Annotated in this window: 18 protein-coding genes and 1 pseudogene; 6 read left to right on the forward strand and 13 right to left on the reverse strand. The window is 62.0% G+C overall.

From position 1 onward, the window contains the following. Position 1: 1 nt before the first annotated feature. The 5 genes from HAQ05_RS15320 to HAQ05_RS15340 all read right to left on the reverse strand — a co-directional run bounded on the left by HAQ05_RS15320 (position 2) and on the right by HAQ05_RS15340 (position 3,283). A complete protein-coding gene (locus HAQ05_RS15320) occupies positions 2-817 on the reverse strand; it encodes an alpha/beta fold hydrolase (protein WP_190422078.1) in 816 nt (271 codons plus the stop codon). A gap of 162 nt (positions 818-979) precedes the next feature. Beyond that, entirely contained in the window at positions 980-1,423 is a 444-nt protein-coding gene (locus HAQ05_RS15325) for a hotdog fold thioesterase (RefSeq protein ID WP_190422080.1), read from the reverse strand. A 16-nt stretch (positions 1,424-1,439) separates the two neighbouring features. Beyond that, on the reverse strand, positions 1,440-1,901 hold the full coding sequence (gene sixA / locus HAQ05_RS15330; RefSeq protein ID WP_190422083.1) for a phosphohistidine phosphatase SixA: 462 nt from the start codon (positions 1,899-1,901) through the stop codon (positions 1,440-1,442). Next, on the reverse strand, positions 1,898-2,245 hold the full coding sequence (locus tag HAQ05_RS15335; protein ID WP_190422084.1) for a DUF4389 domain-containing protein: 348 nt from the start codon (positions 2,243-2,245) through the stop codon (positions 1,898-1,900). Before HAQ05_RS15335 ends, sixA begins: the two co-directional genes overlap by 4 nt. A 12-nt stretch (positions 2,246-2,257) precedes the next feature. After that, positions 2,258-3,283, reverse strand: coding sequence for an NAD(P)H-dependent glycerol-3-phosphate dehydrogenase (locus HAQ05_RS15340; RefSeq protein WP_190422086.1), 1,026 nt, complete (start codon positions 3,281-3,283; stop codon positions 2,258-2,260). 193 nt (positions 3,284-3,476) lie between these two features. On the opposite strand from HAQ05_RS15340, the gene HAQ05_RS15345 reads away from it, so the two are divergent. From HAQ05_RS15345 to fabB, 3 genes are all read left to right on the forward strand, one after another. Then, positions 3,477-5,378 carry an ATP-binding protein gene (locus tag HAQ05_RS15345; protein WP_190422088.1) on the forward strand — a complete coding sequence of 634 codons (1,902 nt, stop codon included), beginning with the start codon at positions 3,477-3,479 and terminating at the stop codon, positions 5,376-5,378. Positions 5,379-5,622: 244 nt separating this feature from the next. Continuing rightward, positions 5,623-6,138 (forward strand): 3-hydroxyacyl-[acyl-carrier-protein] dehydratase FabA, encoded by a 516-nt coding sequence (fabA, locus tag HAQ05_RS15350; protein ID WP_190422090.1) that lies wholly within the window; start codon positions 5,623-5,625, stop codon positions 6,136-6,138. 11 nt (positions 6,139-6,149) lie between these two features. After that, positions 6,150-7,370, forward strand: a complete 1,221-nt coding sequence (gene fabB / locus HAQ05_RS15355) for a beta-ketoacyl-ACP synthase I (RefSeq protein WP_190422092.1) — start codon at positions 6,150-6,152, stop codon at positions 7,368-7,370. A 56-nt stretch (positions 7,371-7,426) separates the two neighbouring features. On the opposite strand, the gene HAQ05_RS15360 is transcribed toward fabB, so the two are convergent. Continuing rightward, positions 7,427-8,161: a dienelactone hydrolase family protein gene (locus HAQ05_RS15360; protein WP_190422094.1), complete on the reverse strand. Its 735-nt coding sequence runs from the start codon at positions 8,159-8,161 to the stop codon at positions 7,427-7,429. Between the two features lie 76 nt (positions 8,162-8,237). Next, a complete protein-coding gene (gene htpG, locus HAQ05_RS15365; protein WP_190422097.1) occupies positions 8,238-10,145 on the reverse strand; it encodes a molecular chaperone HtpG in 1,908 nt (635 codons plus the stop codon). 214 nt (positions 10,146-10,359) lie between these two features. Here htpG and HAQ05_RS15370 point away from each other — a divergent pair, with 214 nt between their 5' ends. Next, positions 10,360-10,617 (forward strand): hypothetical protein, encoded by a 258-nt coding sequence (locus tag HAQ05_RS15370; RefSeq protein WP_190422099.1) that lies wholly within the window; start codon positions 10,360-10,362, stop codon positions 10,615-10,617. 42 nt (positions 10,618-10,659) lie between these two features. Here the strand turns inward: HAQ05_RS15370 and brnQ are convergent. Then, positions 10,660-11,972 (reverse strand): annotated as a pseudogene (gene brnQ / locus HAQ05_RS15375) (branched-chain amino acid transport system II carrier protein). A gap of 335 nt (positions 11,973-12,307) precedes the next feature. Here brnQ and HAQ05_RS15380 point away from each other — a divergent pair. After that, positions 12,308-12,529 (forward strand): hypothetical protein, encoded by a 222-nt coding sequence (locus tag HAQ05_RS15380; RefSeq protein ID WP_190422101.1) that lies wholly within the window; start codon positions 12,308-12,310, stop codon positions 12,527-12,529. Between the two features lie 194 nt (positions 12,530-12,723). Continuing rightward, a complete protein-coding gene (locus HAQ05_RS15385) occupies positions 12,724-13,617 on the forward strand; it encodes a LysR family transcriptional regulator (protein WP_190422103.1) in 894 nt (297 codons plus the stop codon). Between the two features lie 5 nt (positions 13,618-13,622). Here the strand turns inward: HAQ05_RS15385 and dnaQ are convergent, their stop codons facing one another. The 5 genes from dnaQ to HAQ05_RS15410 all read right to left on the reverse strand — a co-directional run bounded on the left by dnaQ (position 13,623) and on the right by HAQ05_RS15410 (position 20,257). Continuing rightward, the gene (gene dnaQ / locus HAQ05_RS15390) at positions 13,623-14,363 is read right to left on the reverse strand and encodes a DNA polymerase III subunit epsilon (protein WP_190422105.1); all 741 of its coding nucleotides are present in this window, start codon (positions 14,361-14,363) and stop codon (positions 13,623-13,625) included. A gap of 124 nt (positions 14,364-14,487) precedes the next feature. Further along, entirely contained in the window at positions 14,488-14,877 is a 390-nt protein-coding gene (locus HAQ05_RS15395; protein WP_190422108.1) for a response regulator, read from the reverse strand. Positions 14,878-15,316: 439 nt separating this feature from the next. Further along, positions 15,317-16,249 (reverse strand): formylglycine-generating enzyme family protein, encoded by a 933-nt coding sequence (locus tag HAQ05_RS15400; protein ID WP_190422110.1) that lies wholly within the window; start codon positions 16,247-16,249, stop codon positions 15,317-15,319. Beyond that, a complete protein-coding gene (locus HAQ05_RS15405; RefSeq protein WP_190422112.1) occupies positions 16,246-17,649 on the reverse strand; it encodes an arylsulfatase in 1,404 nt (467 codons plus the stop codon). The genes HAQ05_RS15400 and HAQ05_RS15405 overlap by 4 nt, the downstream gene beginning before the upstream one ends. Before the next feature lie 16 nt (positions 17,650-17,665). Beyond that, the gene (locus HAQ05_RS15410; protein ID WP_238935061.1) at positions 17,666-20,257 is read right to left on the reverse strand and encodes a TonB-dependent receptor; all 2,592 of its coding nucleotides are present in this window, start codon (positions 20,255-20,257) and stop codon (positions 17,666-17,668) included. Positions 20,258-20,310 lie beyond the last annotated feature (53 nt).

Genomic DNA, 20,310 nt, shown 5'->3' on the forward strand with positions numbered 1-20,310 from the left:
GTTAGCTGGCCGCCAGGCTGGCATGGCCCTGGCACCCTTGCCAGCGCGCGAGCAGCTCACGGATCAACCCCGCCGTGCGCAGGGGCTGCTCGAGCGGGAACATATGCCCACCTGCCACGCAATGGTATTCGCCCCGTGGCAGGCTGCGCACCAAGCGCCCATGGTAAGGGGCAACCACGTCACTGCGGGCCCCACGCACCAAGGCCACTGGCAGTTGCAACTGGCGCAGTGGCGCCGGCACCCGGTGCGGCACGCTTCGGTAGATGCTGATCTCGGTAGCGGCCTCGAAGCGCAGGCACAAGCGCCCGGCCTGCTGCCGTAAGCCGTGACGCAGGTAAGCCTCCAGGCAGTCGGGGTCGAAGTCGCGAAACAGGCCCTTGCTGGCAAAATACGCGCGGGCGCTGGCCACATCGACAAAATACTCGCGCCGCCCCAAGGTGCGGCCGGCCGGCGTGATACGATCGATCAGGCCTAGCCGCTTGGCCAGCCGGACCGCCCAGCGTTCCCAGAAGGCCAGCAAGGGTGAGTCCAGTAGAATCAACCCCCGGTACAAGCCCGGCTGCAACAGTGCGGCGTGCAAGTGCAGGGCCCCACCCAAGGAATGCCCCAGCCCCCAAACCGGGCCCGGTTGCGCCTGCAGGTGATGAATCAGTTCCTGCACCAAGTGCGGCCAATTGTCGGTCACAGGAAAGCGCGGGTCATGCCCGTGCACCGCCAGGCAGGCGACCTCGTACTGCGGCGCCAATGCCTGGAACAACTTGCCATAGGTGCCTGACGGGAACCCGTTGGCATGCGCAAAAAACAACTTTTCGGCCATCCGCCGCCCCGCGTGCCTGAGGGATACCGGGTTATTGTCGAGCGCCGCGCGTGCCTGTGCAACGCCCGCTTCGGCCAGAGCATAGGGCGATCGGGCCGCGCCCTCAAGGGGCCTGTGGGGTGTGCAGAGCAATGCAGCGCGTGGCCAAACTAACCATGCCCCTCAATGCCCCGCTGGCGTTTCGCCCCGTGCGACTACCGCCACCGTCAGGCGCGAGATACAGGTGAGCGTACCATTGTCGTCGGCCAGGCGAATATCCCACACATGTGTGCTTCGCCCTATATGCACCGGCCGAGCGGTCGCGGTCACTCGCCCGCTGCGCACGGCGCGCAAGTGGTTGGCGTTCACCTCGATGCCCACGCAGTAGAACCGCTCGGTATCGATGCACAGGTAACTGGCCGATGAACCCACCGTTTCGGCCAACACCACCGACGCCCCACCATGCAACAACCCATAGGGTTGGCGGGTTCGGCCATCGACCACCATGCTGGCGGTCAACGACTGTTCGTCGTAACGTTCGAAGCGGATGTCCAGGGCTTGCCCAATAGTGCCGTGCTGCTTGGCATTGAGGGCTTCTAAGTCTGGGGGGTCACGCCATAGGCTCATAGGGCCCAGCTCCTTATCATTGTTGTGGGTGGAACAGGTTGCGCAGCGTCATCAGCCCAGCCAAGGCCCCTTCGCCGTCCAATTCGGCAAGGCTGGCCGTGTTCATCGGGTGCAAGGCCACGGGCTCGCCCCGCTCGAGCAGGCCGAGCAGGCACCCCACCAACGGTTGGTGGCTGACCAGCAGCCACTCGCCAAGCGCCTGGCCTTCCAGGCCGCATAAGGTAGCGCCCGGGTCGGTATCAGGCGTGAGCCAAGGCACGGTATGCAGCGGCAGCGCCCCGCCCAGCGCCTGTTGCACCAACAGCGCGGTCTGCTGCGCCCGCGTATAAGGGCTGGCGAGAATACCGGCCAGTGGCACCCCACGTAGCTGGGCAGCGCTTTCCAGGGCCTGGGCCTTGCCGCGTGCGCTCAGTGGGCGCAGGGCATCGCTTGGCGCATGAGCCTGGGCTTCGCCATGGCGCATTATCCATAGTCTCATGGCTTGGGCGCCTCGCCCGCCGCGGGCTGGGCCGCGGGCGGCGGCCTATGCGGTGGCGCACCCTCCGGTGGGCGTGGCGCTGGCCAGTCGGCGAACGGCCAAGGCTTTTGCTCGGTATGGAAAGCACCGAAACGGCCGATCTGGGCGAGAAACTGGCTCAAGCTATCGCCCGCGCTCATCATCCGCCCATTGGGCGCCCCGTAGATGAGCCGGTACACCAACTGCACCGCCACCAATACGCCCAGCAGCATCTGCGCGGCCTGCCAAACCAGCAGGTAGAGCAGCATCCAGAACACCCTTAGCAGGATCGTTTCGCGTTCACCCGTGGCACGTGGATCAGCCATGCCGCCCCCTTGTTATTTGAAACCATCGATAGAAATAAAGTCGACATCGGTCTTCGGCTCGGCACGCATGAGCAATTCGATCACCTGCGCCAGTGTGCGCCCTTCGAACAGAATGGCATGCAAGCCGGCCACCAGCGGCATATAGACCTGCAATTCGTCGGCCTTTGCCTTGAGAACCCTGAGTGTGTTCACCCCTTCGGCGACTTCGCCCAGGCGGGTGACCGCCTCGTCCAACGTCAGCCCCTGGCCAAGCGCCTGGCCAATTTGGTAGTTGCGGCTCTTGGGCGAGGAGCAGGTCACGATCAAATCGCCGACCCCCGCCAAGCCCAAGAATGTCATGGGGTTGGCCCCTTCGCTCACGGCGAAGCGGGTCATCTCGGCCAAGGCGCGGGTAATCAGCATGCTCTTGGTGTTTTCACCCATGCCCACGGCCGCAGCGAGCCCGGCCATGATGGCGTAGACGTTCTTCAGTGCGCCACCGAGTTCGACACCGAAGCGGTCGCTGCTGGCGTAGACCCTGAAGGTAGGCCCGTGCAAGGCCGCCTGCACCTGGCGGCAGAGGTCTTCGTCCTCGCTGGCCACCACGGTCGCGGTCAGTGCGTGCTCGGCGATCTCGCGCGCAAGATTAGGCCCCGACAACACGCCCAGGCGCGCCTGCGGGGCGATTTCGCCGAGGATTTCACTCATCAGTTTGAAGGTGTGAGCCTCGATGCCCTTGGTCAGGCTGACCAACATGCGCCCCGCCAGCACGCCGGCATGGGGTGCAAGCACCGCGCGCAGCGCACTGGAAGGCAGTGCCACGAAAATCAGCGAGGAACCCTGTAGGGTATGCACAAGGTCGGTCACCGGCTGCACCGCCGGGTGTAGCCGAATACCCTTGAGGTAGCGCGGGTTCTCACCCTGCTCGCGCATCGCGCGCGCCTGTTCGGGGTCGCGCATCCATTGGCGCACGGCGTGCCCGTTCTCGCCCAATAGGTTGGCCACGGCGGTGCCGAAGCTGCCGCCACCCAGCACCGCAATTGGTTGCCGCTCAGTCATAGTCAATCCCGTTGAACGCTCTTGCGAGGCTATTCAAGCATTATACGGTGCAGGCTCCGCGCGGCCAGTGCCCCGAGCCATCTGTTCGCCCATGCTGCGGTGTTGCCGGCCCGCACGCATGGCCGGAGCGGCGCAAGCCGGGTAACATGGCGCGGCGCCCTCCTCTCGACCGCGCCTTCGGAGAATTGTTTCCATGAGTTTCAGGTGGCGCGGCGACATCCACGCCCGAACCCATATCATCAGCCTCGGCCCCGCCCTGCTGTTGACATTACTGTTGATCTGCTTCTTCACGTTCGTGCGGATCCAGGACTTGCGCCTGGAGATGAACCACACCGGGCAGCTGATCGCCAACCAATTGGCACCGGCAGCCGAGTATGGCGTGCTCTCGGCCAACGATGCGGTGCTCGACAGCTTGCTGCGGGCCACCCTGAGCATCCCCCACGTGCGCTCGCTCGAAGTGCAAGACCGCGACGGCAACACCCTGGTATATGTCGAACAGCCCGGCCAAGGGCCGCGCGCGCCAAAGATGGAATTGTTCAAGGCGCCGATCCGGGCCCAACGCTACCTCAGTGACGAGGCCGGCGGCCCCGGCGGCGAGGCCTTGCACGAAGATGACTACCTCGGCCGGGTACTGGTCGGGATGAGCGACGACGCCTTCAACCAGCGCCAGCAGGAGATCCTGCTCAAGGCCGCCGTACTGGCTTTGTTCACCCTTCTGCTGACCTTCCTTTTGGCCCGCCGCCTGGCGCGCAGCCTGTCGCAACCGATCAGTGACATGAGCGAAGCGGTGAAGGCGATCCGCCGTGGCGAATTTCGCACCACCCTGCCCGAAGAGCCCGGCAGTGAACTGGGTGAGCTCGCCCGGCATATCAACGACCTGGCGCTAGGCTTGGAGCAAGCCAGCCTTGAGCAGCGCGAAGCCATGGCGCAATTGATCCAGACCCGCGAAGAAGCCGAGCGCGCCAATAGCGCCAAAAGTGAATTCCTGGCCATGATGAGCCACGAATTACGCACACCAATGAACGGCGTGCTGGGCATGCTGCAATTACTTGAAACCACGCCGCTCAATGACGAGCAGCATGAATACGCAACGCTGGCCACTCAGTCCACCGAGCACCTGCTCAAGGTGATCAATGACATCCTCGATTTTTCCCGCATTGAGCGCGCGAATGTGGAAATCGAGCACATTCCATTCGGCCTAGCCGAGCTCATTCGCGACAGCGTCAACCCGTTCCAGCTCACCGCACAGCAGCAAGGCCTGCTACTGGACGTGAACCTCCCCGACGACTTCGAGCGCTGGCAGGTGATTGGCGACCCTACCCGTATCCGGCAGGTCCTGGTCAACCTGGTCGGCAATGCATTGAAGTTCACCGAGCAAGGTGCCGTGAGCATCCAGGCCCAGTGCCAAGTGCTCGACCGGCAATTGGTCTGGTTTACCTGTTCGGTTGCCGATACGGGCATCGGTATCGCGGCTGAAACCCTCGAACGCATGTTCATTGCTTTCCAGCAGGCCGACAGCTCGATTTCCCGCCGCTATGGCGGCACCGGGCTGGGCCTGCCCATCGCGCGCACCCTGGCCGAGCGCATGGGCGGCACCCTGCATGCACGCAGCGAGCCGGGCCAAGGCTCGGTGTTCACCCTAGAGATGCCCCTGGCCCTGCAAGCCCAGCCCGTCGCCACGGCACCTGTGCATGCAGCCACAGGCCGAACCAACCCCGCCCAGGCCGGTCAAAACCAGCATGTGTTGCTGGTGGAAGACAACCCCGTCAACCAAACGGTGATCGAGGCCATGCTGCGCAGCCTGGGTTACGAAGTGAGCGTGGCCACCGATGGCGCCCAAGCGGTGATCCAGGTCCGCGACGGCCACTACGCCGCGATATTGATGGATTGCCGCTTACCGGTAGTCGATGGCTACGAAAGCACCCGGCAAATACGCCGGTTGCCAGGGTGTAAGGCCTTGCCCATCATTGCCCTCACCGCGAATGCGTTGCTGGGGGACCGCGAGGCCTGCTTGGCCGCCGGGATGAATGATTACCTGGCCAAACCGTTCAAACGTGCCGACCTGCAACAACTGCTCCAAAGGTGGCTGGCGTGAACGTTCGGATACGGTCGAATCACGCACCGAACGGTGGTAAAGTGCTGCGGCCTATGGAGTCGCTCGTTGCAGGCAGCGGCGTGGCGACACAATTTCAGTGCACAGGTGTACATCGTCTGCGCTTGGCACTGTGACTTTCATCAATACGCAATAGTCTATGACTGTGCACAACGGCCAGGTACATGCCACCGGACGGCCGGCCAGACGATTCGCCCTGTACCGTGGGGACTATTGAGGAGCTCGCATGACCACACAACACGCCTTTACTCGGGAAGATCTGCTGCGCTGCAGTCGCGGTGAGCTGTTCGGCCAGGGTAACGCGCAATTGCCCGCCCCAAACATGCTGATGGTCGACCGGATCACTCACATCAGTGCCGAAGGGGGCAAGTATGGCAAGGGTGAACTGGTCGCCGAGCTCGACATCGAACCAGACCTGTGGTTCTTCGGTTGCCACTTCGAGGGCGACCCGGTGATGCCCGGCTGCCTGGGCCTGGACGCCATGTGGCAGTTGGTCGGCTTCTTCCTTGGCTGGCAAGGCCTGCCCGGCCGCGGCCGCGCACTGGGGTCGGGCGAGGTCAAGTTCTTCGGCCAAGTGCTGCCCCGGGCCAAGAAGGTGACCTACAACATTCATATCAAGCGCGTGCTCAAGGGCAAGCTGAACATGGCCATCGCGGATGGCTCGGTCAGTGTCGACGGCCGCGAGATCTACACCGCCGAAGCCCTGCGAGTCGGCGTGTTCACCTCCACTGAAAACTTCTAAGGGTTATAGGCATGCGTCGCGTCGTAATCACCGGCCTCGGCATCGTTTCCTGCTTGGGCAATGACAAACAGACCGTTTCCGAAAACCTGCGCAAAAGCCGCCCGGGCATCCGCTTCAATCCCGAGTACAAAGAAATGGGCCTGCGTAGCCAGGTGTCCGGTTCCGTCGACATCAACCTCGAAGAGGCGATCGACCGCAAGATCTTTCGCTTTGTCGGGCACGCCGCGGGCTATGCCTACCTGGCGATGGAACAGGCGATCGAGGATTCGGGCCTGACCCCCGAACAGGTATCCAACCCGCGTACCGGGCTGATCGCCGGCTCCGGTGGGGCGTCGACGCTGAACCAAATGGAAGCCTTGGACATTTTGCGCGAAAAAGGCGTAAAGCGCGTCGGCCCCTATCGGGTCACCCGCACCATGAGCAGCACCGTATCGGCGTGCTTGGCCACCCCGTTCAAGATCAAAGGCCTGAACTACTCCATCGCCTCGGCCTGCGCCACCAGCGCGCACTGCATCGGTACCGCGATGGAACAGATCCAAATGGGCAAACAAGACATCGTTTTCGCCGGCGGCGGTGAAGAAGAGCATTGGTCGCAGTCGTTCCTGTTCGACGCCATGGGCGCATTGTCTACCCAGTACAACGAAACCCCGACGAAAGCCTCCCGGGCTTACGATGCCAAGCGTGACGGCTTCGTTATCGCCGGCGGCGGCGGCATGGTGGTGGTCGAGGAGCTGGAACACGCCTTGGCACGCGGCGCCAAAATCTACGCTGAAATCGTTGGCTACGGTGCCACTTCAGATGGCTACGACATGGTTGCCCCCAGTGGCGAAGGCGCCATCCGCTGCATGCAGCAAGCCCTGGCCACCGTCGATACCCCAATCGACTACCTCAATACCCACGGCACCTCCACCCCGGTCGGTGACGTCGCGGAAATCAAGGGCGTGCGCGCAGTGTTCGGTGAAAACGCGCCCGCAATCAGTTCGACCAAGAGCCTGTCCGGTCACTCGTTGGGGGCCGCCGGGGTGCACGAGGCGATCTATTGCATGCTGATGATGGAAGGCGGCTTCATCGCAGGCTCGGCCAACATCGACGAGTTGGACGCTGAGGTGGCTGACATGCCGATCCTGCGCGAAACCCGCGAAAACGCCAAGGTCGACACGGTGATGAGCAACAGCTTCGGCTTTGGCGGCACCAATGCCACCTTGGTACTCAAGCGTTGGCAGGGCAAGTGACCGTTTGAACCCCTAAAAGAAACGGCGCATCAGCGCCGTTTCTTTTAGGGGCCGGTTTACAGCTGTGGCTGAAAAACTTCGGCCAGCAGGTTATGCATGGCCTGGAAGGCCCGGTCGGCGACCTTCTTGTTGTACACCTGCTTACCTGGGTTGTTGGCTTCGGGGTCGGTGAACGAATGGTATGCGCCACCATAGCTGACCAACTGCCAGTCTACGCCGGCGGCGTTCATTTCATCGATGAAGGCTGGGATCTGCTCCCTGGGCACCAAAGGGTCGGCCTCGCCGTGCAGCACTAACACCGAGCCTGTAATGCGCTTGGCGTCGGCTGGGTCCGGTGCATCGAGGGTGCCATGGAACGACACCGCCGCCTTAAGCTCGGCACCGGCCCGGGCCAAGTCCAAGGCGCAGGCGCCGCCGAAACAAAAGCCGAAGGCTGCAAGGTTGGCCGTGTCTACGCTGGCGCTCTTTTGGGCTTTCAACTGTTCCAGTGCTTGTTTCATACGCTTGCGTAGCAAAGCACGGTCGCTCTTCAGCGGCGTCATCGCCGCCACGGCTTCGCCGGGGCTGCTTGGGCGTACGCCCTGCCCATACAGGTCGGCCAGCAGCACTACATAACCCTGGGATGCCACCGCTTGCGCAATGCGTTCGGCACCCTCGGTAATACCCATCCAGTTAGGCGCCATGACCAGGCCGGGGCGTGGGGAACTGATATTGGCATCGAACACCAAGCGGCTTTCGTATGCCGTGCCGTCGATCTGGTACACCAGCGATTCTAGGGTGATCGCGCTCATGGCTGCTCCTCATTAACCCCTGTTAAAAAACCTCAAAAAGATAAAGCCCGCCGAAGCGGGCTTTAGCGTAGCGGTTTTACACCGACAACTCGATCAGCAGCTTGTTCAGCCTGCGCACATACGCCGCGGGGTCCTTCAGGCTATCACCCGCCGCCAAGGCGGCCTGGTCGAACAGGATATGGGCGAAATCGTTGAAACGGTCTTCGTCAGGCTCGGCATCGAGCTTTTCGATCAGCGGGTGGGCTGGGTTGAACTCGAAAATCGGCTTGGAATCCGGCACTTTCTGCCCGCTCGCCTCGAGGATTTGGCGCATCTGCAGGCCCAAGTCCTGCTCACCGATTGCCAGGATCGCGGGCGAGTCAGTCAGGCGGTGAGACACCCGCACTTCGCTCACGGATTGCTCCAGGGCGCCCTTCAGGCGCTCCACCAAGCCCTCCTTGCTCTTGGCGACTTCTTCCTGGGCTTTTTTGTCTTCTTCGCTGTCGAGCTTACCCAGGTCCAGGTCGCCGCGGGCAACATCGACCAGGCCCTTGCCGTCGAAATCGGTGAGGTAGCTCATCAGCCACTCGTCGATACGGTCGGTCAGCAGCAGCACCTCGATGCCTTTTTTGCGGAACACCTCCAGATGCGGGCTGTTCTTGACCTGGGCGTAGCTTTCGCCAGTGAGGTAATAGATTTTGTCCTGCCCTTCCTTGGCACGCGCCAAGTACTCGGCCAGCCCCACGGTCGGCTCACCGCTGTCATCCTGGGTAGAGGCGAAACGCAACAGGCCGGCGATCTTTTCCTTGTTGGCGAAGTCTTCGGCGGGGCCTTCCTTGAGCACCTGGCCAAAGTTCTTCCAAAAGGTTTTGTATTGCTCCGGCTCGTTCTGTGCCAGCTTCTCGAGCATGTCGAGCACGCGCTTGGTCAACGCCGACTTCATCGAATCGATGATCGGGTCTTTTTGCAGGATCTCCCGCGACACGTTCAGCGACAGGTCGTTGGAATCGACCACACCCTTGATGAAGCGCAGGTACAGCGGCAGGAACGATTCGGCCTGGTCCATGATGAACACGCGCTGAACATACAGCTTAAGGCCGCGCGGCGCCTCACGCTGGTACAGGTCGAACGGTGCCCGGGCCGGTACGTACAGAAGCGAGCTGTACTCCAGCTTGCCTTCGACCTTGTTGTGGCTCCAGCTCAGCGGGTTCTCGAAATCGTGGCTGATGTGCTTGTAGAACTCTTGGTATTCCTCGTCCTTGATCTCGGCGCGGGGGCGGGTCCACAACGCGCTGGCGCGGTTGACGGTTTCCCACTCCGGTTCGGCCGGTGCAGCTTCGCCCTCGGCGGGCGCCTGCTCCTTGGGCAATTCGATAGGCAGGGCGATATGGTCGGAGTACTTCTTGATAACGTTGCGCAGGCGCCAGCCATCGGCGAATTCGGTTTCATCGGCCTTCAGGTGCAAGACGATACGGGTACCGCGCTCGGGCTTGTCGATGGTCGCGACCTCGAACTCACCCTCGCCGCGCGACGACCAGTGCACCGCCTCGCTGGCGGGAAGGCCGGCACGGCGGGTGTAGACGTCAACCTGGTCTGCGACAATGAACGCCGAGTAGAAGCCTACGCCAAATTGGCCGATCAGGTGCGAGTCTTTTTTCTGGTCGCCCGTAAGGTTCTTCATGAAGTCGGCGGTGCCTGACTTGGCGATGGTACCCAGGTGCGTGACCACTTCATCGCGGCTCATGCCGATGCCGTTGTCATCAAGGGTGACGGTGCGCGCGTCCTTGTCGAACGACACGCGAATCCTTAGCTCGGCGCCACCTTCGAGCAGCTCAGGCTTGGCCAACGCTTCGAAACGCAGCTTATCGGCGGCGTCGGAAGCGTTGGAGATCAATTCGCGCAGGAAGATTTCTTTGTTCGAATACAGCGAATGGATCATCAGGTGAAGCAGTTGCTTCACCTCTGTCTGGAAGCCCAGGGTTTCTTTTTGAGTTTCCACGCTCATGCTCTTGTCACTCCGATCGGATGGCTCTGGCTATTGGGTCGGTACCGGTTACCCGGCGCGATGACAAGCAAATGGGGCCCGCGCCTTTCAATTTCAAGGCCTTGAGCGCGATGAAAATACCCTTACGTATCCATTAGTTATAAGGGCGAAACAATTGAACCTATGGCGCGCTCCAGGTTCTGAAAGGCACAAATCACCATAAGGAGAAACACCCATGAGAAAAACACTTGCCACTGCCCTGATTCTCGCTGCTTCACTGGGCCTGGCCGCCTGCGACAACGCCTCCGACAAGGCCAAGGACGCGCAGGACCATAAGGAAGCCGCCCAGGAGCAGATGGACAAAGCCCAGGAGCATCTGAACGACGCGGCGAAAGAAAACGCCGAAGGCAACAAAGATGCAGGCCAAGCTCAAGAAAAGGCCCAGCAAGAAAGCACGCCGGCCCCGGACAGCACAACGCCCAAGCAGCCGTAACCGCCTACCGCCAGCCGCCCAACGCGGCTGGCGGTGGCAGGCTCAGGCCTTGCGCAAGGCTTGGGCCCCGATCAGCCGGTCGCATAGCGCCGCCACTGCCAGCGACACAACCACCGGCACCAGCCAAGCCAGGCCCTGCTCGGATAACGGCAAGTGCTCGGCCGCCTGCGGCAGCCAAGCGTCGAGCCGAGCCACCTTGAGCGCATCGACCATACCGAACGCCAACGACACCAGCATCACCGGGCCGACCACCACCTGCGGCGAGCGCCAAAGCCGATGGCAGAAACTCAGCGCCACCAGCACGATGCAGGGTGGGTAGATCGCGGTCAGCACAGGCACCGAGAAGTGGATCAGTTGGGTCAGGCCCAGGTTCGACACCAGCAGCGAGAAGCCTGCCAATAACACCACCAGCGCCTTATACGAAACCCCAAGCAAGCCCCCGAAGTACTCAGCACAGGCGCAGGTCAGGCCGACCGCGGTCACCAGGCAGGCCAACGCGATCAACACGGCCAAGAACCCGCTGCCCAGCGTACCGAAGGTTGCCTGTACATAAGCGTGCAGCACTTGCGCGCCGTTGCTGGCGCCGGCGGCGATCGCATGGCTACCCGCGCCCAGGCGGAATAAGCTGACGTAGACCAACACCAGCCCCAAGCCCGCGATCAGGCCGGCGATGATCGCGTAACGGGTGATCAGGTGCGGTGCCTGTACCCCACGGGAACGGATGGCATTGACGATGACGATACCGAACACCAGTGCACCCAAGGTATCCATGGTGAGGTAACCATTGACGAAACCCTGCGAGAACGGCGAGGCGGCATAGGCCTCGATGGCCTCGCCCACCGGCCCTGCGGGCAGCATGAACGCCGCACCACCGAGCACCGCCAGGGCGGCGATTTTCAGCGGCGCGAGAAAGCGCCCTACCGTGTCGAGCAACCGGCCAGGGTACAGCGACACCCATAGCACCAGCAAAAAGTAACCCAGGCTATAAAAAACAGCGGTAGCGGCCCATCGCCGGTCAGCGGTGCCACACCCACCTCGAAAGACACCGTGGCCGTGCGCGGCGTGGCGAACAGGGGCCCAACGGACAAATAACACACTACCGCCAGCAGCGTGCCGGCCGTGCGCCCGATGGGCGAGTTCAGGGCATCCATCGCACCGCCGACCTTGGCCAGGGCGATGACCGTGATCACCGGCAAACCCACGGCAGTGATCAAAAAGCCAGCGGCGGCGGCCCATACCCAGGGCCCAGCGTGCAGGCCGACAATCGGCGGGAAAATGATATTGCCAGCGCCCACGAACAGGGCGAAAGTCATAAAACCAAGCGCCAGGATATCCTGGCCTTTCAACACGTTCATTTGTTTGCAAAACCACACTGCGAAAGACGTCTGGGAAGGGGCTTGACCTTGTGGGTTGGCTGAAGCGGTGCGCCCACGTAGGGCGCCAGGCCAGCCTGCTCTTATGAAGCGGCCAGCGCAGGGCGGCAAGCCTACCGCAAAACCCCCGTCCGCGCACCTTTGCGGGGCACCAGTAGTCGCAATCCGGCCTTTGGCGCCTCCTTTCAGAGCATTCCTGAAGAGCGACGCCGATTTCGGCCGGCTGTAGTATTTTTTTACCCTGGTAAAACTTGTCGAAAAAACAAGGGTCTACCTGCGTACCGCTTAACGCGCATTGTTTCAGAGGTTGACGCAACATGAGTGCAATTCTGGTAGCGCATTTCCACGCACGTGACGCCGAGGGGCGCGTCTACCCGGTGCATGAATTTCATGAGTTGCCCCAAGCCGAAGACGGCAGCCAGCCCAGCGCGCCGGTAGTCACTTATCGCCTGGCCATTGGCGAACGGGTGACGCACCTGGGCGATGACCGTTTCAAACTGTTGCGAAGCGGCGTCGAACTTACCCGGGATCTTCCATGAGCCCTCCTCGCCCAATGCCCTGATGCGGTGTGGTAGGCGTCCGCACGAGCATTGGCCCGTACCTTACGGGCCATAGCCACGCTCTGGCGGGGCGCGGCTACGCGGCCCGGCCGCAAAAGGCACCGCCGAAAATTGTCTAGCCAAGGCCTGAAACACCCCATTAGCATGGGGGCTGTTCGGTAAGGACGCACCCCATGCACTTGCGCCACCTCGAAGTGATCGATGCACTGCTGCGCACCGGCACCGTTAACGCGGCGGCTGAATGGTTGGGCCTGGGCCCTCTGGAAGTAGAAAGCCGGCTGGCCGAAACCGAGCGCGACAATGGTGTGTTGTGGTTTTCCCGCAGCCGGGGGCGCTTGCAGCCCACCCCTGACCTGCTGGCCCTGCAGCCCCATATTCAATACGTACTGGGCGGGCTCGAACCGTTGCGCCGGCAGGTCGAAGCCCTGCGCGAGCATCAAGCCCCGCCACTGCGGCTGATGTGCAGCGAACCGTTGGTGGCGCACCTGCTGGCGCAGAGTGTGGCGGCGCTGCGCAAACGCTTTCCCGACGTCACCTGCCAACTGGCCAGCGATGCATTACCGGCGATGGAGCACGCCTTACTGCTGCACGAATGCGACCTGGCGCTGGCCCTCGAACCGGCCGAACACCCCCACATCCATAGCACCACCCTGGCCGTGGGCAAGGTGCACTTTCTCGCGCCCCATGGCTGGTTGGGCCCGCGCCAGCGCCATATAGGGCTGGCCGCCCTTGCTGGGCAAGGCATGCTCGGGTTGCAGCAGCCCGATGGGCTGGCCATCGCTTTGGAACAACGGTTGCGCAAGGTCGCACCGGCACCGCGGGTGCGTATCCGTGTGCAAAGTTACCAATGGCTGCGGGCAATGGTGGAGGCCGGCGAAGGGTTGGCCCTGGTCGACCCCTTCACGGCGCAAGCAGCGCGCGCCAGCGGGTTGGATGTATGCCCTGTTTCACCGGCAATCGATGTGCCGGTGTATGCCCTCACCCGCCATGGCCAAGCGCCGCAGGGCGCGGCCATGCGCGCACTGTTGGAGATCGTCACGGAAAAAGCGGGTAGCGCCGGCAACTGAACGAATCAGAGCTGTGCCCAGAGCGCCGGCCCGCCGGCGGCCTTGGCGATCACTTCGAGGCGCGCGGCGTGCTCGGCCAGTTCCGCTTCGCTGGCCATGATGACCCGGGAAGGCTGGCGGCTGGGTGGCAGGCGGCGGATGGTACTGACCTGGTTGCCGGCCCCGTCGTTGTCGCCACCACTGCCGGCCAGCGACAAGCTGGTTTGCCCGCCGGTTATGGCCAGGTACACATCTGCCAGCAGCTCGGAGTCGAGCAAGGCGCCGTGCAAGGTACGCTCCGAGAGGTCGATACCATAACGCTTACACAGCGCATCGAGGCTGTTGCGCTGGCCGGGGTGGCGGGCGCGGGCCACCGCCAACGAATCGATGATGGTGCAGTACTGGCTGATGTCGGCGCGGTCGTGCTGGCCAAGCAAGGCGAATTCGTTGTTCAAAAAGCCAATGTCGAACGTCGCGTTGTGGATGATCAGCGTGGCGCCGTGAATGTACGCGTAGAACTCATCAGCGATGTCGGCAAAGCGCGGCTTGTCGCGCAAAAACTCGCTGGTGATACCGTGCACGCCGATGGCGCCGTCGTCGCTTTCACGGTCTGCCTGCAGGTACACATGGAAATTGTGGCGGGTCAGGCGGCGGCGCACCACTTCGACGCAGCCGATTTCCAACACGCGGTGGCCATCGGTCACCGGCATGCCGGTGGTTTCGGTATCGAGGACTACCCAGCGTTCGCCCGGGGTGTTCACTGCCATGCTGCTCTCTTCTCAAACCAGCGCAATACAACGTTAGCGGCGCGACCACACGGCCGCCGCCGTTCATCGCCGGCGAGAATAACATAGAGGTCGCGCAAAAGGCCTACAGCGAGCCAGGGGCGTATCAACGCACCCTCATCATGTTCCGCCAGAAACGGCCTTTTTCCATGATGACCGCAGCGGTTTGCATCAACTGCTCGATGTCGAATGGTTTTTGCAGCAACGGGCCGATGGCCTGTTGAGCTTTTTCCTTTAGCGTATAGCCCGTCATGGTCAACACCGCGACGTCTGGATGGCGCTCAGCAACCACGTGGCCCAATTGCAAGCCATCCATCGAACCTGGCATTTGCACATCCGTCACAACCAAATGGATGGAGTGCGAGCGGCTCGCCAACACCATGAGGGCATCATCGGCGTTTTCGGCCGAATAAGCCTCGTAACCCTCCTCCTTGAATGCCTCGCACATCATTACCCGGATGAGCGAATCATCGTCCACAACCAACACACCTTTCATCTATGCTCCGCTTGCTACGCTTTCACCGCAATTATTTAGCCTACTAACGCTTGTGCTCAATTGCACTGCGTTTTAGACACGCGGCTGTGTACCACCGACCGTGGGCCGATGCCTACCGGGTATTTTTGGCGTGGCGCATTTTCCATGCGCAACCTTCTGCCGGCGTGGCCGGTAGCGCGTACCGCGCCATCACACCGGCGCCACGAACATGCGCGCCCGGCGCCGACCCCGTTCTGCCCTGGGGCAATAATCGGCGCAGCCGCTACCATTGCGCTGGCATAACCTATTGCGCAAACCAAGCCTCAAGGTGAGTGCACCGCCGGCCCGGTTGCCAGCGGCGATGGTCGGGCTTAAATGCTTCGCATCGCTAACTTGATGTACGAACACTGGCCCGCGGCCCGTGGCAGCGCCGAACTGCCACCGGATAACGGCGCGCCGGCTACATCACACAACGAAACCCCATGTGGCCAGTGCTGCTGTCGGGCGTATTGTGGCTGCGGGCCGAAAGGCGGTATCGGTTGCAGTACGACGCATGGCACAAGTATGAGCCACCCCGGATCACCCGCGAGGTGCCCTGTGCCGGGCCGCCAGGGTTATGCCGGTGTTGTGGCGATGCGTTCGAATGTGCGTGATGGCTCCAGTAGTCTGCACACCATTCCCAGACATTACCGAGCATGTTGTACAGACCATAACCGTTGGGTTCGAAACTATTGGCCGGTGCTGTGCCGACGAAGCCATCTTCGCCGCTGTCATGGTCCGGAAAACGACCTTGCCACACATTGCAGCGATGAACGCCGCCTTGCACCAGTTCATCGCCCCACGGAAACAGCCCCCCCACGCGGCCGCCCCGGGCCGCCGCCTCCCACTCGGCTTCGGTTGGCAAACGCTTACCGCACCACTGCGCATAGGCGCTGGCATCGCGCCAGGACACATGCACCACCGGGTGTTGGGCGCGCCTAGCCACTGTCGAGCCCGGCCCCTCCGGGGCTCGCCAATAAGCACCCGGTACTCGCTTCCACCAAGGCGCCTGCGCCACCGAGGGTGCTTGCGTGTCCCCCAACAAACCCGCAAAAACGAACGACTCACCAAAACGCTCAGCGTCCGTACGAAACCCCGTGGCCGTGACGAAAAGGGCAAACTGCGCGTTGGTCACCGCGGTAACGTCCATCAGAAAGCCATCGACCCAAACGTCCCGTACCGGGCCTTCACCGTCGCCCGCATTGCACTGCGGCCCTTCGCCCCCCAGCCAGTAGCTCCCGGCAGGTATCGCCAGCATCTGCCCGTCACTGCCCGCCCCGGTCATCAGCACCTTCGCTTCGGCTAAGGGGGCTTCGTTTCTTTCTCGTGAAGGTGTGCAGCAACTGCGCGTCATGGGTACTCCACCGACGAGGTGCGGGCGGTCGACAAATACTGTTCCAGCTCAGTGATGACCTGTGGGTGCAGGCTCGCGATGTTGTGGGTTTCCGAGGGGTCTTGTTTCAGGTCGTACAATTCCAGCGGGGCCCCGGCACTTAGGCGGATCGCCTTCCAGTTATCGCGCCGGACCGCCTGGCGAAATTCCGGCTCATAGGTTTCCCAGTAGAAATACCTAGGCTTTAAACGGGCGCCGTCATTACTGAGCAATGGGCTGAAATCCACCCCATCGGTGGTACTTGCGGTGCCACCCGCCAAGGCTAGCGCCGTGGGCAAGAAGTCCGGGAAGTACACCGGCTCGTCACTGGTGCTGGCGGCCTTGATGGTGCCGGGCCAGCGCACGATGAACGGTTCGTGGATACCGCCCTCATAAAGGTCTCGCTTATAGCCTCGATAGCGCCCGCTGGATGCGAAAAACTCAACGACGGCTGTTTGCTCGGGCGTCGCTTCGGAACGTGCGCCGTTGTCGGATGCAAAGAACACCACGGTGTCTTGATCCACGCCCTGCTCTTTGAGGGTCCGCAGCACGCTGCCGATACCCTGGTCCATCAGCTCGATCATCGCCGCATAGGATTTCTGGTCCTGCGTCCAGGGTTCACCGGCAAAGGATCCGTAACTGGGCGAAATATACGGGCTATGCGGCGCGGAATAACCAAGGAACAAGAAGAACGGTGCCGTTTGGGCGGCGTTTCTACGAATGAAATCGCAGGCATCATCCGTGCACAGGTCCGTCTCGTAATGGGCGGCGGTCTGCCCCAGCGCCTGCGGGATATCGACCAATTCGCGCTGGTGGTAGCGCTGGGTGGGAAAATACCCCTGGGTCGATGGCGCCTGAATGAGCCAGCCGCGAAACTCGTCAAAGCCATGGTCCAGGGGCGTCGCCCCGGGGTCATAGCCGTCCAAGTGCCATTTGCCCATCAACCCCGTGTGGTAGCCCAGAGCCCGCAACTGCTGGGCAACGGTGATGTCTTGTGGCTGCAAATTGGTGCGCCGTACACGCTCGCTGCCCTTGCTGCCGACAATCCCGCCGGCCAACGCAAAATTACCGCGTATCCGGCTGTGGCCGGTGTTCAAACCGGTCATCAGCGTGCAACGAGAGGGCGAACAAATCGGCGCCCCGGCGTAGGCCTGGGTGAATAGCTTGCCCTCCTGCGCCAAGCGGTCGATGTTCGGGGTGCGCAGCCGCGTCTGGCCATAGCAGCCAACGTCGCCGATGCCAAGGTCATCGGCCAGAATGAAAATGATATTGGGTGCTTTGCGGCGTTCGCTGGCAAGGGCCGGGAGTGTGGCCAGCGCCAGGGCGGTGCCGGTAAGCTGCAAAAAGCGGCGGCGATCGAGGTCGTACATTGAATCACTCATGCGGTAGGTTCCTGGCTCAGAAGTCGTAACGGGCAGTGACACCGAGCGTGCGCGGGTCGCCCACGAACGAGACGAAACCGCCGTTGTTCTTGTTTGAAAGCCCCGTGTAGTAGCGGCGGTCAAATACGTTTTTGGCCCACAGCGACACGTCCCACTGGCCTTTTGGCAGGGTGCCGCGCAGGCCCGTGCTCAGGTTGACCAGCTCATAGGCCGGTAACTGCGCATAACTGGAATCGTCCAGTGTTCCTGGTGCCTTGCCGCGATACGAGTAACTGCCAGTCACGTAGGGCACTAGCCCGCCTTCGAGATTCCAGTGGTACTCGGCATTGATGTTGCCGATCCACTTCGGCGCGTTGGCCACGGTGTGGCCGGTGAGGTCACAGGTCTTCGGCGCATTGGGCTGGAAGCTGACTTCCGTTGGGCAGGGGGCGTCTTTGTAATCCAGGTAAGTGACGTCGTTGTAGGAACCATTCAGGTTGAGGGTGAGGTTGCGCAACGGCAGTACCGAGGCATCGAACTCGATACCACGTGAGCGCACACTGCCGGCGTTGGTCAAGTAAAACGAGGTGCTGGCGACATCATAGGCATTGGTTTGGTACCCATCGACCTGGGTCCAGAACACATCGGCATTGAAGATGAAGCGGTTGTTCCAGCCACTGGTCTTGATGCCCAATTCGGCGTCATTGGCGCGTTCGCTGCCCACCAGAAGGCTGTTGGCCCCGGCCGTGGGGGCGCTGGCGACCGTGAGGTTGATACCGCCAGATTTTTCGCCATGGGCCAACGAGGCATACCCCATCACCTGGTCGGTAAAGTGATAATTCAGGCTCAGCAGCCCGGACGGGCTGAACGCGTGCAAGCCGATGCCGCCTGAATCGTAAGCGCCGACCTGCGCGCGCCGCGCAGAGGCTGCCGCCCCACTCACCGCCGCGCCGCCGACAGGCGCATCGCGGTCGACCCAGCCGCTTTTCTCTTCGTAAGTACCGCGAATCCCTGCGGTGAAATCCAGCTTGTCGGTCAAGTGCCAGGTGCCCTGTGCGAACAACGCGAAGCTGTCCACATCGATATGGCCATGGCCATAGGACGAGACATTATTGAGCGCACCGTCCGCGGTACCGGTCCAAATGTCGGCTTTCGGCCCATAGTCGGTGAACGATCGGTTCTTCAGGCTTTGGCCAAAGTAGTAGGCACCTACCACGTAATCGAACCTATCGCCTTTGGGCGAGGCCAGCCGTAGCTCCTGGGACCATTCGCGGTCACGCACATCGACACCTGTGCCGTAATAAGCGGCCACATCCAGCCCATCATCGTTACTCGGTTTGAAGTTCCAGGTGCGATAAGAACTGATGCTGGTCAGTGTGAAATCGTTATCCAGTTTCCAGTTGGCCTCGGCAGAGAGCCCGCTTTGATGCACGCTGATGCTCTGCCCCGAATCGATGTTGACCTTGCGCCCATATACCAGATGCGCGCCGGCGGCGGCGGCCCGTTGCTCATAACGGTTAACCCCGTTGATAGTCGGGCCGGTGCTGTAGAGCGGGAAGGTACCGCTGCTGGAGTCTTCGTCGTTATAGCTGGCGATCAAGCGCAGGCTGAATGCATCACTGGGTTTGTACAGCAATTGCCCACGCACACCGTTTCGCTCGCCGCCGTTGAGTTCGTGGCCGTCATATTCGTTCTTGATGTAACCATCGTCACGGGTACGGGTGGCGGAAAGCCTACCCGCCAAGGTGTCGCTCAAGGGCCCGGAAATCGTAGCGCGCGTTTGAAAATAACCGCGTTGCCCGGCGGACACTTCAACGGTGCGTTCCGGGGTAAAGGTCGGCGCCCGGGTGCTAACGTTGAGCACGCCCGCGGTGGTGTTTTTGCCGAACAACGTGCCCTGCGGCCCGCGCAGCACATCGATCTGCTCGATGTCCAACAGGTCGAAAGCTGCCATGCCGGGCCGGCTCAGGTAAACGTTATCCAGGTAAACGCCGACACTCCCCTCCAAGCCATCGCTCGCGGCATTGTTGCCGAGGCCGCGGATCGCCACGCTGGACTGCCGCGGATGAACATAGGCAACGGTGGTGCTCGGCACCAGTTGCTGGATGTCTTGGATGCGATAGTTGCGTTGGGTTTCCAGGGTATCGCCGCCAAGCACACTCATGGCGGTGGGCACGTCCTGAGAACGTTCTTCGCGGCGGCGCGCCGTTACCGTCACGGTTTTCAGTGCTTGCGCCGGGGCGGCCACCGGTGCCGAGGCGGCACCGGCCGGGCCTTGGCGGATGCTCACCGCGCCACTATCGTCCTGGCTGTAGTGCAAAGGCGTACTGTGCAGGGCGATGCCCAACGCTTCATCGAAGCTCAGGTTGCCAGTGATCGCCGGTGCCGACAGGTTATCCACGTCACGTGGGTCGAATGCGATCAGCCGACCGCTTTGCTGGGAGATAGCCAGCAAAATCGAGCCGAGCGAACCCGCGGCAATCGCAAAATGTTGGCGCTGCTCAGCGGCGTGAACCGCATTGGCCAAGCCCGCAAGCACGCTGCCGCACGCCAGGGCCATGGACAGCACCAAGCCATTGAGCGGCATGCGCGCCGGGTTACAAACGAAGGGTGTACGAAGGTGACTCATCGCGTGGTCCTGGTGGGTGAACTCGCGCTGTTGACGAAATCACCACGCGGTTT

Source organism: Pseudomonas typographi, from assembly GCF_014694385.1.
GTDB classification, from domain to species: Bacteria; Pseudomonadota; Gammaproteobacteria; order Pseudomonadales; family Pseudomonadaceae; genus Aquipseudomonas; species Aquipseudomonas typographi.